Below are 15478 nucleotides of genomic sequence, written 5' to 3'. Positions count from 1 at the left end.
GTCCTCCGACCTACAGGGGTTGGTAGGGGTCGTGGCTCTCGTGCACGTCGGCACCGTCGGCGTCGCGGGCGTCGGAGGCGCCGGCGCGCGGCTCGCGCGACAGCTCGAGAGGTGGCTGGTGCTCGCTCGCGGAGTCGTCACGCGCGACAGGGCGCTCAGCCATGCATTGGCCTACGGCGATGGATCATGCAGTCATGCTCGGCGGACGAGTGACCGCTCGCTATCCAGCGGATACGTCAATTTTCACGGCGCGTCGCCGAGGGTTTCCTCTTCTGCGAACACTCCGGCCTCCACTGCCTTGACCGCGAGCGCGGTCCGGGAGGTCACTTTCAACTTGCGCATCGCCGCACGCAGCTGCTGATCCACCGTGGCCGGCGACTTGGTCAGGATCCGGCTGATCTCCCGGTTCGTCTTGCCGGCGACAACCAGTTGGACCACGTCGAGTTCGCGAGGTGAGAGCTGGTCGCCGTACCCTCGTCGGCCGCCGCGCCACAGTCGCGGGACCTCGGCGCCGTGTTCGCGAAGCCGCTGTGCGACACGGTCCGCATCGCCGCGGGCTCCGAGCCGGAACAGTTGCTCGTACTGCGCGGCCAGCAGCTCTCGGCCCTGCTCGAGCTGGCCTTGCGCGATGAGCGCCTCGGCTTGACGCTCGCGGGCGAGCATGGCGTCGTAGGGACGCGGCAGCGCGCTCCAGGCGTGCGCCGCCCGACCGTGGGCGGTCGCCGCGCGGGCGTGGTCTCCGGCTGCCGCGAGCAGCAGGGCACGGCAGACGGCGAGCGCGGCGCGAGGCGCGGGCGCCGTACGGCCACGTAGTCCTCTGGCGAACTGGTCGCCCAGGCGTGTCGCGGCCTTCAGGTCGCCCGCGGCGAGGTGCGCCTCGATCCGGGCGGGGACGAGGTCCGTCGCCCAGACCCAGATGTCCTTTCTCCGGACCGTGTCGATCGGCTCGTTCGTGATCTGCAGCGCCCGGCCGCTGTTTCCGTCCGTCAGCCACAGTCTGGCCAGCGCGGCGGCGGCCTCCATCGTGTCGTCGGCCGCGCCGAGACGAGCCGACTCCTCGAGGACCAGCCGGAACTGCTCCTCCGCGGCACGCCGCCGTCCGGCCGCGGCTGCCAACCGGGCCGCGAGGCGAATGCTGCCGAGGTAGTGCGCCGGCCGGTCCCGGTCGGCGTCGGCGAGTGCCGCGCTTCGCTCCGCGAGACCCTCCCACCGGCCGGTCAGCCACGCCAGGTTGGCCTGTTCGAGTCGGACGTTGTGCTGCAACCGGGACGCCTGCTCGGCCTCGGCAAGGCCCATGGCCACGGCGAGGTGTTCCTCCGCGTCGGCGTACCGACCCCAGATCAGCGCGCCGGTGCCGACATTCGCGTGGATGCGGGCCACGTCGAGGCGCTCCGCCGAGCTCGCGCCGTCGACGGGCAGGCCGGCGACGACGTCCCAGGCCTCCTCCTCGCCGAGCATGAGCAGCGCCGCGGCTCGGTTGCCGGCCAGGTTCAGCCGCTCCGCGGGGGAATCGAATTCGGCGGCGAGCTCGGCGGCGCGATCCAGCCAGCGCCGATGGGTCGACGCCGGCCACGGTCCCGCATAGGCCCAGCCGAGGTAGGTCATCGCCCGAGCCGCCTCGACCGGATCGTGGTCGAGGTTGGCCACCGCCTGCTCCAGCTCGCTGAGTGCGGCCTGCGCCTCGCCTCCGGTGATCAGGAGCCGACCCAGGGGGTTGCGGATCTCGGCCTGCTGGCGGGCGGAGAGTCCGGGGGTCTCCAGGACCGAGCGCAAGGTACGGATCACGCGGTGGTGCACCTCGTCGACCGGTTCACGACGGCCCAGTGCGGCAACTCCGGCGATGCGCGCGACTCGTGCCCGGTCCGCCGGCGGCAACACCGCCCACGACAACAGATCGACCAGCAGGTCGACGGCCTTGGTGTGGTCACCCGAGGCCATGGCCAGCTCGGCGCCCTGCTCGGCGTACCGCGCCCAGGACTGCGTCTCGCCCGCCTCGCGGAAGTGGCGGGCAAGGCGTGCGACAGGCGGCGGATGGATGTCCTCCAAGGCCCGGCCGGCCAGCAGGTGGAAGTGTCTGCGGTCGGTCAACGGGATCGCCTCGTAGACAGCCGTGGCGGCCAGCACATGCCGGAACCGCCACTGGCCGCGGTCGTTTCCGTCGAGGATGCCGGCATTGGCCGCCTCCGCGACCGCGCCTCGACACGCATCCGGTGACAGCGCTGCGGTCATCGCGATCGTGGTCACCGACGACCGCTCAGCCAACGTCGCCGCGGCTCGCAGCACCTGCTGCGCCGTCGGTGACAGCCTGCTCACGCGCTCCCGGGTGGAGTCGCGCACCGTCGGCGGCACCTGTAGCTCGCGCAGCTTCAGCCGGACCCACTGCCCGTCGCGGAAGACGAGGTCGGCACGGTCGCACATGAGGCGAACCGACTCCTCCAGCGCCAGCGGAACGCCACCGGTCCGCTCGTGCATGAACGTCGTGAACTCCTGCGAGATGGGGTTGCCGTCCAGCATCGAGGACACCAGCGCTGCCGTGTCGTCGGGTCGCATCGGCGCCAGGGCGATCCTCAGCTGGGTCACGCCGGCGGGCAACCGGGACGTCAGCCGCAGCAACAGCGACCCGGCGTCCACCTCCTCCGGCCGATAGGAGATCACGAGGCTCGGCCCGTCCGACTGCTGCCGGGAGGTGACGAACAGCAGGAACTCCAGGGTCACCTCGTCGGCCCAGTGCGCGTCCTCGAGCACGAGAACGTCGACACGCAGAGCCCGCAGCAGCTCGTCCAGGGCGCGGAACAGGCGATGCCGCGCCGCCTTCGCATCGTCCAGGGGCGGCAGTGCGGGCGGCAGGTCCGCCGACCATTCAGGGAACAGTGGCCGTAACGCACCCGCGAGCTCGGTGAGCCGCAATCGGGACACCGGGCGGTCGATCCCACCGAACGCGTCGACGATCGGCCCCAACGTCAGCGACTCGCGAAGCGGTGGGCACACCGAGACCAGGGCGGTGTGCTGGTCCGGCGCCGCCAACCACTCCCGCAGCAGTCGGCTCTTCCCGATCCCCGCCTCGCCCTCCACCAGCACGATCGCCGGTGGCCGGGCCAAGGCGCCCCGAAGCGCCGTCATCTCCCGATCACGACCAACGAAATGCGGCGTGGAGACCGTCGGTGACGTCCGGTCGTCCTCGGGCGAGGGGTCGAGCATGCGTGATGATCTCTCTTTTCGCTGCTCGGGCACAAGTACCATCCCGGCGACTGCCGTCCCGGGATCCTCTGCGGGAGGAAGCGGAGGGCCGGGCTGCCTCGCCCGGCCCTCCCCGACCGAACTCACTCGTTACGGGCGGTCTCCGGTCCGGTGATCCGGCGCAGCAGCGGCAACGTCGAGGCGACGATCCCCAGCGACACCGCCAGCCCGCCGGCGACCATCACGTAGAACGACCCGTCGGGCGCCAGCAGCGTGTAGCCCAACTGCGCCCGCAGGAACAGGTGCGCCGCCAGGAAGCCCATCCCGGTCGCCACGGCCGCGACGGCCAGCAGCGGCACCACCGTCTCCAGCGCCACCACCCGCCGCAGTGTCCGCAGCTGCACGCCGGTGAGCCGCAGCATGCTGAACGGCCGCTTCCGGTCGGTCAGCCCGCCGGCCACGCTCACCGCGAGGCTGCACCCGGCGATCGGCAGACTGGCCAGCATGACCACGTTGGCCAGCTGCTGGAACTGCACCATCAGCCGGGCGGAGTCCGCCTCCCACTCGGCGGTGCTGGACGGGAAGCGCACCGCCGGGAAGGCGTTGATCAGCATGGTCCGCGCCTGTTCGAATGCGGCGCGGTTGGCGGTGTTGACGACCACCGACCGGATCGGTTGCCGGTCGACCTGCGCCGGGTCCATGTGGGCGTCGGCCCAGACGTAGTGGTCGTTGGTCAGGTCCCACGCGCGCTCGCCGATGAGGTCGTCGGCCACGGCCGCGACCTGCGCGCCGGCCGGGCAGGTGCCGAACTCCGCCAGGCGGTCCAGCTCGGCGCAGGTGATGACGCCCGGCCACCACCACCGATAGGTGGGATTCACCGTCCCGTTCACCTCGAGCGGGGGTGGTGTGTCGACGGGATTGGCGTGGACCAGGGTCACGCTGCGTACCCCCGGGATGCTCGCGAGCCCGGCCGGGATCTGGTCGGCGGTAGGTGCGCGGCCCTCCTCGGGGTCGAACCACGTCGACAGGGAGGTGGCGGCCACCGAGTCGATGCGCGGCTCGCCCCGGTTCGCCACGTAGGTGGTGATGATGCCGGTGGCGACGCTGGTCACGAAGAGCGCCACGATCAGCCCGCTGACCGACCGGAAGGCCGCCCGGGGATTGTCCGCGAGGCGCCGCCCGGCGATGAGGGTGGCCGGCCGGCTGGCCCGTCCGGCCAGCAGACGGGCGCCGAGCATGGTCAGCCATGGCCCGGCCAGCAGCAGCCCGGTCAGGATCAGGAGAAAACCCGAGAGGTACGCGGTGAGCTGGCCGTTGGTGGTGGGCGGACGCCGGCCGATGAAGTACGTCAGCTCGACGAGCCCGGCGACCAGCGGGATCAGCCGCCAGGCGCGCGGCGGTTTCGGGGTGACCCGGCGCGCCACGCCCAGCGGGGAGATCTGCACCCGGCGCAGCGCCAGCCAGGCGGCCACGACGGCGCCGAGCGGGATGCCGAGCGCGACCGCCAGCACGTCGACGAGGGTCAGTGACAGGTCGGCGGTGAAGAAGCGCTCGCCGGTGAACGGTATGGCGGCGAGCCCCGGGCGGAGCGCGAGGAACAGGCCGAACCCGACAGCCGTGCCCACCGCGGCCGCGAGCACCGATTCGACGGCGGAGATGATGGAGATCTGCCGCGGTGTGGCGCCGATCAGCCGCATCGCGGCGAAGCGCTGCTCCCGGCGGGTCGCGGCCAGCCGGGTGGCGGTGCCGATGAAGATGAGCACCGGGAAGAGCAGCGCGACCGCGACGATGGAGAGCACGAGGGCCATGCCGTCGTGGTTGATGCCGACGTAGCAGCCCCTGGAGCACACGCTCGGCGAGGTGGTCATGATCTGCGTGGCCTTGCGCGCCCCGAGGTGCTCCATGTCGCTCGGGGTCCGGCCGAGCACGATCAGCAGCGACTCGGGGGACGGCAGCGCCACCTCTCCGATGGTGCCGACCTGGTGGCCGGGGAACCGGTCGCCGAGCTGCGCGGCCGGGGTGGTGGCCAGCAACTCGCCGAGGGCGGGCGAGACGTAGTACTCGCCGGGCCCGGGCAGGCGCGGGATGCCCGGCGGGACGGGCGAGTCCGGGCCGGTCGCCGCGACCTCGACCCGGCCGATCGAATCGCCGTGGAAGTAGTCCTCCCGGATCAGCCACCACAGCGGGTCGACCGACGGGTCGGCGGCGGCCGGCGCGACGGCGGTGTTCAGCCAGGCGTACCGCTGGTTCTGCGCGTTGACCGCGTTCATGCCGGCGAGCGTGGCGAGCAGCATGCCGACGCCGAGCGCCACGGCGGTGGCGATGACGGCGAGCCGGATGGCGGCCTCGCGCCCGCCGGCCAGGGACAGTCGGACCGCGAACCGGATCATGCGGACACCAGCGCGTTCACCTTGCCGTCGCGCACGATGACCTGCCGGTCGGCGTACGCGGCGACCCGGGCCTCGTGGGTGACCAGCACAACGGTGGTGCCCTGCTCGCGGGCCGAGGAGACCAGCAGGTCCATGACCTGCTCGCCGGTCAGCGAGTCAAGGGCCCCGGTCGGCTCGTCGGCGAACAGCGCCCCGGGCCGGGCGACCAGGCCGCGGGCCAGCGCGACGCGCTGCGCCTGCCCGCCGGAGAGCTCACCGGACCGGCGCCGCTCCAGCCCGCCCAGGCCGAGCCGCTCGAACCAGGGCCGTGCCTCCTTGAGCGCGGCGGCCCGCTTGACGCCGCGCAGCAGCAGCGGCAGCGCGACGTTCTCCTCGGCGGTCAGCTCCGGCACGAGCTGCCCGAACTGGAACACGAACCCGAACTCGTCGCGGCGCAGGACGCTGCGCCGGGTCTCGCTGAGGGTGTCGATCCGGCGGCCGTCGTAGTGGATCTCTCCCTTGTCGGGCACCAGGATCCCCGCCAGGCAGTGCAGCAGGGTGGTCTTACCGGAGCCGCTCGGGCCCATGATGGCGACGATCTCGCCCGGCTCCACCAGGACGCTGGCGCCGCGCAGCGCCGGGGTCTCGCCGAAGGACAGCGAGATGTCGCGCGCCTCGACGGCCTTCACTTCCGCACCGCCTTCGCGAGGGCGTCGAGCCGGGCGACCGTGGTGTCGATCCAGTGCAGGTCGGCCTCCAGGTGGAACAGGCCGTGGTCGGCGAGCATGGCGTCGACCAGGGTGCCGGAGCGCTTGATGTCGGTGAGTTCCTTCATCCGCACCAGGTGGGCGGCGCGCTGGCGGTCGAGGTAGTCCTCCGCGGGGCGGCCGAGCATCAGCGCCAGCACGACCTTGGTGAACAGGACCGTCTGGAGGTTGGGCTCGGCCGCGACCGGCTCGGTCAGCCACGACTCGACCTCCGTGGCCCCGCGTTCGGTGATGACGTAGCGCTTGCGCTCGGGGCCCTCGCCCGGCTCGACCTCGCCGATCACGATCTTGCCGTCGCGGGCGAGCCGGCTCAGCGTCGCGTAGACCTGCCCGAACGGCAGGGGCTTGCCTCGGCTGAAGAAGGCGTCGTAGTCGCGCTTGAGGTCGTAGCCGTGGCTGGGCTCCCGTTCGAGCAGGCCAAGGAGGGTCATGGGAACGCTCATGCCGTGACTATAACCCGAGGGTATACCTCGCGTATATATCTTCGGCGTATGTCAGTGTGCGGTCGCGCTGTCGGCGTCGGCGGCCACCGGTTGGCCGGCGGCCGGCGACGCCACCAGTGCGAAGTGGACGGTGCGGCCGGTCCGGGCCCTGCCCAGCCGGTGGGTCAGCGGCACCAGCACCCCGTGCAGCAGCGGATGCTTGCGGACCAGCGCCCGGCTGGCCGCCCGGTACTCCGCCCCGCTCAACCGCCGCGCCACCGCCGCCACGGCCTCCCCGGTCGGCTTGCCGAGGGCCGTCGACGGGGCCAGCGTCACGTGCGGGTTGTTGCGGATCCGCCGGGTCTTCCACGCCTTCTCGAAGCTGCGCACGTACGCCCGCTCCCCCGCCACGGCGACGCTCACCGCCGTCGGCACCGGAGTGCCGTCCCGCTTGAAGGTCGTCAGCACCACGGTCTTCTGCCGCACCAGCGGCGCCCACCCGGCGGCGGGGGCGGTGTCGACGTACCCGACCACCCAGCCGAGCTGCCGCAGCCGGGCCACCAGCGCGGCCAGGGCCAGGAGCGCCGACAGCCCGACCAGCCAGGTCTGGGCCGCGCTGCCGCCCAGGTCGGCGTCGACCACGTGCGACACGGTGTGCGCCGCGCCGCCGACGACGTAGCCGGCAAGGGCGACCGCCAGGGCGTCGGCCCAGATGAGCGCCAGCAGCAGGGTGGCCCCGATGCCGAGCTGGAACGCCCCGACGTCGTGCACGAAGTGCTCGTGCGGTGGGAACCCCACCGCCGAGCTGAACGATTCCGCCCGGGCCAGCGCCCAGACCCCGACGACCAGCGAGGCCACGCTGAGCAGTGCGACCGTCCCACGTACGAGTGCTCTCATCAGCGTAAGTCGTTTTGTGTCAAGCTTCTGGTCGGTGCCTCGGCCGTCGTCTGTCCCTGCATAGCGGTGATGGGGTTGGTCCCCAGCAACGTGTAATCGGGTTGATGAGACGACGGGCCGGGGCTGCCCATGATGACAGGCGAGATCACAGTGCGTGTCTCAATGCCGCGTAGGGCTCGCCCCGGCCGTCAGCTTGAACGCCGCGACGAAGAATCAGGCGGCTAAAGCCACCTGCCTGCGGTGGTGGCTGCCGTAGGTGGCGATGTCGGCGTTCCACTCTCGTCCGGTGGTGATGACGGCGTGCAACTGGCGCAGGATCGCCGCGGCGATGACGGTCTGGGCTTGGGTCGCCGTGAGCTTGTTGGTCTCCCGGGTGGTCAGATGCTGGTAGCGGGCGGCATAAACGGCGTTGCTGCGCTGGGCACCCCAGACCGCCCGCCACGCGGCCAGACGCAGCGCGGGCCGGCCCTGGCCGGTGAGTTTGGTGCGGCCGACGAACGTCCCGGACAGTTTCTCCCGCGGTGCGAGGCCGGCGTGCTTGACCAGGGCGCGGGCGGTCGCGAACCGGTTCGGGTCACCGGTCTCGGCGAGGATCGCCGCCGCGCCAACCGCGGATAGGCCGGGGATGGAGGTGGCCAGATCGGTCAGCTTGAGCTCGTCGAGGACGTCGGTCATCCGGGTCTCGGTGTCGGTGAGCTTGTCGGCGGCGGCCTGCCAGTCCTGCAACAGGAACGCGACCCGCTCCAGCGCACCGGGCCGGTGGGCGGCCACCCCGGTGGGGTCGGTCAACGCGGTGAACAGGTGCCGCAGGATGCGCAGCGAGGGTTTGCACCCGCCGCGGCGGGTGATCTCACGGCGCACGGCCTGCTCGAATCGGGCCGCACCGAGGCGTCGGGTGCGGGTGAGGTCACCGCCGTCACGATCGCAGATAACCGTCATCGCTGCAGCCCAGGTGCGGGAGCGAAACGGCTGCTTGGCGGTGTCGAGCGCGGCGGGCCAGACACACTCGAGCAGGGCGCGTATCTGCTGGACCTGGCTGACCATCTCGATGATGAGCTGGTCGCGCCGGGCGCCCAGATGCCGCAGCCGTCCCCAGGTCTCATCGATCGACTCCGGCACGTAGCAGCGCAGCTGCGCGGTCAGCCGAGCGATCAGCACAGCGTCCTTCTCATCGGTTTTGTCCGAAGTCAGGTCCTCGCTGCGCCGCGCCCACGAGGTCAGCATCGGCTGCACGCACACGAACGGCATCGCCCGATCCGCAGCGAGCTGGCCGAGGACCCGCCAGCGGTGCCCGGTCGGCTCGCACGCCACCGTCACCCCCGCCCACCCTTTCGCCGCGGCCCGCTCGGCGGCCCAGTCCAACGCTGCCCCGAGATTCCAGGCCCGGCAGCGGAACGTCTTACGGGCCAACACTTTCGAGTCGTGATCAGTGACGACGACCATCTGCTTCGCGTCGGCCAAGTCGATGCCCACGATCGCGTTGGTCACCGGCACCAACGCCCGCAGCCGAACAATCCGGGCGTTGCGGTTGCGATCACCCCGGGACACACCGCTACCGTTACCCATGAACGTCCTCCTCCTGCGATGGGACACCAAGCCCGACAAGCGCATCAGGGGGACGTTCCCACGTCCTGCATCGACACGCAGAACGTCTTTCTATGCTGCCCGGACGGGCCTACGGCCTGGGATGTGACCGCCGCCGGAACGGCGCCCGGTGAGCTGGCCGTTGCTCGTCCCGGGGCGCCGACGAATGAGCCAGGTCAGCTCGGCGAGCCGGCGATCCGCGGGATCGGCGGTCATGCCCGCGGAGTTTCCGGCAAGAGCGTCCAATCACTCGCCCTCAAAGACCTGCACCCGGCCCAGGGCCCATCCGGACACCGCGCTCACGCCGATCGGGATGCGGGAGGCCGGGCCGTCCTCTGTCTTCGTGTTACGAGGGGCTGGTGGTGGCGAGGTCGGCGAGGGTGAGCAGGCCAGGGCGGCCGTGGAGATGCCACAGCGGACCCGCAGGGCCAATGCCCACAGCCTGGTCACGGCTGGCGGTCGCGACGGGCACGGGCACCGGCGCGGCGGCGAGGTGCTGGTGGAGGTGGCGGGCACGGGCGGCGGAGTGGAGCCAGAACAGCACCGGCCAGCGGGGTCCGCCAGCGGCGGTGAGGCGCGCGTAGCCGATGAGTTTGCGCATGAGTTCGGTCAGCGGTTCGGTGCCGGTGTCGTATTCGAGGAAGAACGGCACCTGCCCGGTGGGGGTGGACCAGATGCCATGCCCGTCTGGGCGGATCGACGTGGCCAGAGCGAGGACATCCACCGGATCTCCAGGACTCCCCGGACGAGTGAAGGTGCCAGGTTGGGCGCAGCGGGTTTCGGGCCACCAGCGGGTGAGGGCATGGCCGGGGTGGGTGCGGGCGTGGCCCGCGAGGTCGGTGAAGAAGCCGTTGACGCCGAGCCGGTGCCCGAGCGTGCGGGCGGCGGTCCAGCGCCGGCGGTTGGCCTTGCCCTGGCCGGGACGGGGTGGGTGCTGTCCTCGTTGGGCGGCGACGACTTCGACGCCGAGCTGGTCGATGACGTAGTGGAAGGGATAGGAGCCCCCGTCAGGACGGAAGGGCCGGAATCGGTCGACGACCCGCAGCGTGGTGAGACGAGTGAGACGGTGTTGCGCGAAGTCCAGGGACGGGAACAGGGCGTAGGCGAGCTGCGGTGTGGTGAATACACCGTGGTCGACGAGCCATTGCAGGAGGAGGTGGTCGCGGGCGGTGAGGATGGACTGCAAGCGCAGGACCTGGTCGGGCACGACTGGCATTACTTCCCGTTGATGAAGATGCGCGGCTGGGCAGGGGTGACACGTCTGTGTCTCTGAGCGGTGGGCGGGAGCTGGCACACCGGCCGGGAGCTGCGCTGACGGGCCGCAGTGGGGGTCCGTGTGGGCGTCCACCTGAAGGCGGACGGCACGACGGATAGCAGCGGGGACCGCAGCAGGGACGGCAAGCCGACCTCCGTGGAAAGGCATGTTCCTGCTGCCGCCGTCGCCGACGAACTGATTGCCGGCGCCATCGCGCGGGTCGCCCATGTCACCGTCGTTGCTGCGCGCCCGGCGGGTGTCTGTCCACGCGCCGCCGACCCGGATTACCCTTCACCCTCAAACCGGGGTCTGTCAGCTCTGACGGACACCCTTGTCTCTGACACCGGTCTGACAACCTCTGCCCGGTGTCGGACACCGGTCTGACAGGCTCGCGCGGTGTCTGACACTGGCCCGACAGGCTCTGACAGCCCAACCCGCCGGCACTCTGTCAGGGCAAACCGCGCTGCCGCTGACAGATCCGGTCATGTCCGCCAGGTTCTGACAAACAACTGCTGGCCTGTCAGCGCAGCGTTGTCAGACACCGACAAGCACCAGCCCCTGCACGGTTGACACCCGCAGCCCTGCGGACAGGAACCGCCGTGAGCTGTGCGGGGAAAGACCGCCCCGCTCCGATGACAGGGCCGGTGTCATCAGGAGGGCGGGGACTGAGCAGCTCCACCCTGACCGCCACTCGCGTGGCAGCTTGTGCATCAGCATTTGACGTTCTCGCCACCTGGGGAGGCGGCGATTCCCTCCGCGCAACGCGTGACAGCGCTCGCGGCTAGGTGGATTCCTGCTTCTCGGCACTGTGCCGGCACGTAAGGTGCTGGTCTTACCTGCGCTCCACAGGCGTTTAGCCTCTCGGCGCGTCCCGCCGCGAGAACGTTGATCGCTGCGTTGACGTCTCGATCGTGGGCTGCGCCGCAGGCACAGGTCCAGGCTCGGACGTTCAACGGTTTCCGTCCATCGATCCGGCCGCATCTAGAGCACGTCTGCGACGTCGGCGTGAACCGGTTGATCTTTGTGAAAGCGCGCCCGTGCCGAGCAGCCTTGTACTCCAGCATATGCACGAACTGCGACCAGCCGGCATCGTGCACGGACTTGGCCATTCGGGTGCGGGCGAGCCCAGTCACGCACAAGTCCTCCACGTACACCGCTTGGCTGTCGCGGATGATCTGGGTGGATACCTTGTGCTGCCAGTCCCGCCGTGCGTCGACGACCTGTGCGTGGGCGCGCGCGACCTTGACCACGGCTTTCTTGCGGTTGCTGCTACCCCGTTGCTTGCGGCACAACGCCTGTTGCAGCCTGCGGAGTTTGCGCGCGGCGCGGCGCAAGAACCTCGGCGAGGCGACCTTCGTGCCATCGGAGAGGACCGCGAAATGGGTCAGCCCCAGGTCGATCCCTACCTCGGTGCCGGTCGGTGGCAGCGGCTGGCCGGGGGCTTCAACGACGAACGAGGCAAAATACCGACCCGACGCGTCCCGGATGACCGTCACGCTTGACGGCGTCGCCGGCAGCGGCCGGGACCAGCGGACCTCGACGTCACCGATCTTCGGCAAACGCAGCCTGCCGTTGTCCTGCACTCGGAAGCGAGCATTCGCGGTAAAGCGGATGGCTTGCCTTTTGTCCTTACGTGACCGGAACCTCGGCGACGCAATCTTGCGGCCCTTGCGCTTGCCGGACAGAGAGGCGAAGAAGGTCCGGCAGGCGGCATTGAGGTCGGCAAGAGCCTGCTGCAACACCACCGCCGACACCTCACCCAGCCACACCCGCTCAGGCGTGCGCTTGGCCTCGGTGATGACTCGCTTCGAGAGGTCTCCGTCGGTCACGTACGGCAGACCCTGCTGCCGGGCCTCCTGTCTCGCACGCAGCCCGTCGTTGAATACCACCCGCGCACAGCCAAACGCCCGCGCCAGCGCCTGCTGCTGAACGGGCGTCGGATAGATGCGGTACCGGTAGCGAAGCAGCACGGTCGATAAACTAGCTCTGATCTAGGACAGATCAAGTCGTTCCCATAGCTCGGGTGCCCGTTGCGCAACGGGTGGCATCGGAGAATCCTCTCCGACGCCACCCGGTCCGCTTCCCGATAGCGGCTCAGCCCCAGTGCGTCATTTCAGCCTTCGTGCGGGCCTTCGCTGACCCTTCGGACATCGACCTCGACGTCGAGCCCGCTCTCGGTGAAGACGTCGACGAACCGCTTCGCCCACTCGACCGCCTCATCCTTCGACCGGACCTCGATCAGCCCGAACCCGGCGATCAGCTCCTTGGTTTCGGTGAACGGCCCGTCGGTGACGGTCTTCTTCCCCTTGGTCGCGGTGATCCGCGCCGACTCCTCACTGCTCTTGCAGAGCCCCTCGGCGGCCAGCAGGATCCCCGCCCGGGAGACCTCCTCCATGTAGGCGCCCATCCGCTTCAGGAACTCCGGCGACGGCTCGAAGTTGCCCGGGACCGCCTCGTCCAGCTTGTGCATCAACATGAATCGCATCTCAGTGCTTCCTCTCGGTGATCGTGTGCAGGGAAACCGCGGTGAGCCAGCCGAAGACCAGGGCCGAGCCGAGCACCATCCGGACGCTGACGCTGTCCTGGTCGGGCCAGGCCATGACGGCGACCGTCACCAGGGCGACGAGGACCGACGCCAGCGCGCCCACCCGCCCGAAGCGGCGGGCGAAGACCAGGCAGGCGACGGTGAGCGCGCCGAAGGAGAGCATCGCCCCGACCCCGTGGCCGTAGGAGTGCCAGCTCATCGTCTCGGGGTTGCCCTCCGGCGCGCCGGCCGGCCAGCCCATGCTCGGGTCGGCGCGGAGCACCCCGGCGACGACGAGCCCGACGCCGAGCACCGCGACCAGCGCCGGTCCCCACGTCGCGGCGGGCCCGCCGCGCAGGGCCCGGCGGAAGCCGGCGGCCCCGGCGAGGGCCAGCAGCCCGGAGACGACGAAGTTGGCGATCTGGATCCAGCCGTGCTCGCCGAGGGCCAGCAGGCTGAGCGGTTGCCGGCTCAGGTCGAAGCCGTCGCGGGTGAACGCCTGGGCGAGGCCCAGGCCGAGGAACAGCGGCCCGGCCGCGGCGCCCGCGGCCAGCAGGGTGACGGTCGGGACACCCCGTGCGGTCCCGGCCCGGGTGAGCGTCGTGCTGGTCATCTCGATCTCCTCGTCATCGGTTCTCGCTGACGCGTCGATCGAGGTGGCCGGGATCCGACATGACTTCTCAAGATTTTTTACGCGCCGCACGCGGCGGCGCGGTCGAGCAGGAGCGCGCGCTCCCGGGCGTTGCCGGTCAGCGACGCCGCCCGCTCGAACTCCGCCCTGGCCTCCGGCAGCCTGCCGAGCTTGAACAGCAGGTCACCGATCACGCTCGGCAGCAGGTGGTAGCCGGCCAGCGCCGGCTCGGACTCCAGCTCCCGGGCCAGTTCCAGGCCGGCGGCGGGCCCGTCGGCCTGGGCGACGGCGACGGCCCGGTTCAGCTCCACCACGGGCGAGGGCACGAGCCGGGCCAGCTCCGCGTAGAGGGTCGCGATCCGCGCCCAGTCGGTCTCTTCGGGGGTACGCGCCCGCGCGTGGCAGGCGGCGATCTCGGCCTGGAGGGCGTACGGGCCGGGGTGGCCGGTGCGGGCCCTGTCGAGGGCGGCGAGGCCGCGCCGGATGAGCCACTGGTCCCAGCGGCCGCGGTCCTGGTCGTTCAGGAGGATCGGCGTGCCGTCGGGGCCGGTGCGGGCGCGGGTGCGCGACGCCTGGATCTCCAGCAGCGCGGCGAGGCCGTGCACCTCGGGTTCGTCGGGCATGAGCCCCTGGAGCAGCCGGACCAGGCGCAGCGCCTCCTGGGCGAGGGTGGGGCGCATCCAGTCGTCGCCGGCGGTGGCCGAGTAGCCCTCGTTGAAGATGAGGTAGACGACTTCGAGGACCGAGTCGAGGCGTTCGGCGCGCTCGGCCGGGCCGGGCACCTCGAACGGGATCCGGGCGGTGGCGAGGGTCTGCTTGGCGCGGGTGATGCGCTGGCCGACGGTGGGTTCGGTGGTGAGGAACGCGCGGGCGATCTCGCCGGTGGTGAGGCCGCCGACCAGCCGCAGGGTGAGCGCGGCGCGGGCGATCGGCGAGAGGATCGGATGGCAGGCCACGAAGATCAGCCGCAGCAGATCGTCCTCGATGTGCTCGTCCAGGCCGGCGTCGAAGTCCGGGGTGACCTGCTCGTCGAGGTCGCGGCCGAGCTCGGCGAGCGTACGCTGCTGGGTCTGCCTGCGGCGCAGCGTGTCGACGGCCCGGCGCTTGCCGACGGTGGTCAACCACGCCCCCGGGTTGGTCGGGACGCCGTCGCGCGGCCACTGTTCGAGGGCGGCCACCAGGGCATCCTGGGCGAGCTCCTCGGCCAGGCCGACGTCACGGACCAGGGCCGCGATGCCGGCGACCACCCGGGCCGCCTCCATACGCCACACCGCCTCGACGGTGCGCCGCGCGTCGGACTCTCCCACGGGCACATCACAGCAGGCCAGACCGACGTTCGCCAGCACCTGTGAGAGCGGGCACGACGGCGGATCGCCACGACCCGCGCCCAGCGGCCGGGAAACGTCGTAGGCGGTTCGTAGCCTGGCACGGCCACCGTCGATCGCTGGGAGGCCGCTGTGCTCGACCACTTCTCCGTCATGGTGCGCGACCTGCCGGCCGCCGCCGCCTTCTACGACGCGGTGCTCGCCCCGCTGGGCGGCCGCCGGATCATGGAGCCCGGCCCGATCGGCTACGGCGTCGACAGCCCCGACTTCTGGCTGGTGCCCGCACCCGCCGGCGCCGGCGCGCCGCTGGAGGCGCACATCGCCTTCACGGCCCCGGACCGGGCCGCGGTGCGGGCGTTCCACGACGCCGCGGTGGCCGCCGGCGCCGAGATGCTGCACGCCCCGCGGGTGTGGCCGGAATACCACCCGACCTACTTCGGGGCGTTCGTCCGCGACCCGGACGGCAACAACGTCGAGGCGGTCTGCCACCGGCCGGAGTGAGGCGCCCACGCTTCCCGGCCGGCCTC

The 15478-nt window shown here is 71.2% G+C and carries 13 protein-coding genes; 1 reads left to right on the top strand and 12 read right to left on the bottom strand.

The window, feature by feature from the left end; all coding sequences use genetic code 11:
- Window positions 1-10: 10 nt before the first annotated feature.
- From ACQP12_RS05435 to ACQP12_RS05380, 12 genes are all read right to left on the bottom strand, one after another.
- Window positions 11-163, bottom strand: a complete 153-nt coding sequence (locus ACQP12_RS05435) for a hypothetical protein (RefSeq protein ID WP_433285500.1) — start codon at window positions 161-163, stop codon at window positions 11-13.
- Window positions 164-243: 80 nt separating this feature from the next.
- Entirely contained in the window at window positions 244-3198 is a 2955-nt protein-coding gene (locus ACQP12_RS05430) for a helix-turn-helix transcriptional regulator (RefSeq protein ID WP_433285498.1), read from the bottom strand.
- Window positions 3199-3320: 122 nt separating this feature from the next.
- Window positions 3321-5567: an FtsX-like permease family protein gene (locus ACQP12_RS05425; protein ID WP_433285496.1), complete on the bottom strand. Its 2247-nt coding sequence runs from the start codon at window positions 5565-5567 to the stop codon at window positions 3321-3323.
- On the bottom strand, window positions 5564-6235 hold the full coding sequence (locus ACQP12_RS05420; RefSeq protein WP_148427250.1) for an ABC transporter ATP-binding protein: 672 nt from the start codon (window positions 6233-6235) through the stop codon (window positions 5564-5566). Before ACQP12_RS05420 ends, ACQP12_RS05425 begins: the two co-directional genes overlap by 4 nt.
- Window positions 6232-6756, bottom strand: coding sequence for a PadR family transcriptional regulator (locus ACQP12_RS05415; RefSeq protein WP_091313259.1), 525 nt, complete (start codon window positions 6754-6756; stop codon window positions 6232-6234). Before ACQP12_RS05415 ends, ACQP12_RS05420 begins: the two co-directional genes overlap by 4 nt.
- A 51-nt stretch (window positions 6757-6807) precedes the next feature.
- Complete coding sequence (locus ACQP12_RS05410; RefSeq protein ID WP_433285493.1) at window positions 6808-7632, bottom strand: PPOX class F420-dependent oxidoreductase; 825 nt, start codon at window positions 7630-7632, stop codon at window positions 6808-6810.
- A 213-nt stretch (window positions 7633-7845) separates the two neighbouring features.
- Window positions 7846-9120 carry an IS110 family transposase gene (locus ACQP12_RS05405; RefSeq protein WP_433285491.1) on the bottom strand — a complete coding sequence of 425 codons (1275 nt, stop codon included), beginning with the start codon at window positions 9118-9120 and terminating at the stop codon, window positions 7846-7848.
- 442 nt (window positions 9121-9562) lie between these two features.
- Window positions 9563-10423, bottom strand: coding sequence for a replication-relaxation family protein (locus ACQP12_RS05400; RefSeq protein WP_433285489.1), 861 nt, complete (start codon window positions 10421-10423; stop codon window positions 9563-9565).
- A 758-nt stretch (window positions 10424-11181) separates the two neighbouring features.
- Window positions 11182-12441 carry an RNA-guided endonuclease InsQ/TnpB family protein gene (locus ACQP12_RS05395; protein WP_433285487.1) on the bottom strand — a complete coding sequence of 420 codons (1260 nt, stop codon included), beginning with the start codon at window positions 12439-12441 and terminating at the stop codon, window positions 11182-11184.
- A 143-nt stretch (window positions 12442-12584) separates the two neighbouring features.
- Window positions 12585-12947: a YciI family protein gene (locus ACQP12_RS05390; protein ID WP_433285485.1), complete on the bottom strand. Its 363-nt coding sequence runs from the start codon at window positions 12945-12947 to the stop codon at window positions 12585-12587.
- Window positions 12948-12957: 10 nt separating this feature from the next.
- The gene (locus tag ACQP12_RS05385) at window positions 12958-13608 is read right to left on the bottom strand and encodes a DUF998 domain-containing protein (protein ID WP_433285483.1); all 651 of its coding nucleotides are present in this window, start codon (window positions 13606-13608) and stop codon (window positions 12958-12960) included.
- Between the two features lie 77 nt (window positions 13609-13685).
- The gene (locus ACQP12_RS05380) at window positions 13686-14933 is read right to left on the bottom strand and encodes an RNA polymerase sigma factor (RefSeq protein WP_433285481.1); all 1248 of its coding nucleotides are present in this window, start codon (window positions 14931-14933) and stop codon (window positions 13686-13688) included.
- Window positions 14934-15104: 171 nt separating this feature from the next.
- Between ACQP12_RS05380 and ACQP12_RS05375 the strand changes: the two genes are divergently transcribed.
- Window positions 15105-15452, top strand: coding sequence for a VOC family protein (locus ACQP12_RS05375; RefSeq protein WP_433289137.1), 348 nt, complete (start codon window positions 15105-15107; stop codon window positions 15450-15452).
- Window positions 15453-15478: the final 26 nt, after the last annotated feature.

The sequence above is a fragment of the Micromonospora sp. CA-244673 genome (genome assembly GCF_050948395.1).
Classification (GTDB): Bacteria; Actinomycetota; Actinomycetes; order Mycobacteriales; family Micromonosporaceae; genus Micromonospora.
Note: the sequence above shows the minus strand (reverse complement) of the source record. Positions and strands in the feature narration are given on the sequence as shown.

Excerpts from the sequence above, each read along its gene's own strand:
- ACQP12_RS05375 (WP_433289137.1), top strand. The coding sequence starts at position 15,105 with ATGGTGCGCGACCTGCCGGCCGCCGCCGCCTTCTACGACGCGGTGCTC.
- ACQP12_RS05430 (WP_433285498.1), bottom strand. The coding sequence starts at position 3,198 with ATGCTCGACCCCTCGCCCGAGGACGACCGGACGTCACCGACGGTCTCC.
- ACQP12_RS05415 (WP_091313259.1), bottom strand. The coding sequence starts at position 6,756 with ATGAGCGTTCCCATGACCCTCCTTGGCCTGCTCGAACGGGAGCCCAGC.
- ACQP12_RS05425 (WP_433285496.1), bottom strand. The coding sequence starts at position 5,567 with ATGATCCGGTTCGCGGTCCGACTGTCCCTGGCCGGCGGGCGCGAGGCC.
- ACQP12_RS05390 (WP_433285485.1), bottom strand. The coding sequence starts at position 12,947 with ATGTTGATGCACAAGCTGGACGAGGCGGTCCCGGGCAACTTCGAGCCG.
- ACQP12_RS05435 (WP_433285500.1), bottom strand. The coding sequence starts at position 163 with ATGGCTGAGCGCCCTGTCGCGCGTGACGACTCCGCGAGCGAGCACCAG.
- ACQP12_RS05410 (WP_433285493.1), bottom strand. The coding sequence starts at position 7,632 with ATGAGAGCACTCGTACGTGGGACGGTCGCACTGCTCAGCGTGGCCTCG.
- ACQP12_RS05385 (WP_433285483.1), bottom strand. The coding sequence starts at position 13,608 with ATGACCAGCACGACGCTCACCCGGGCCGGGACCGCACGGGGTGTCCCG.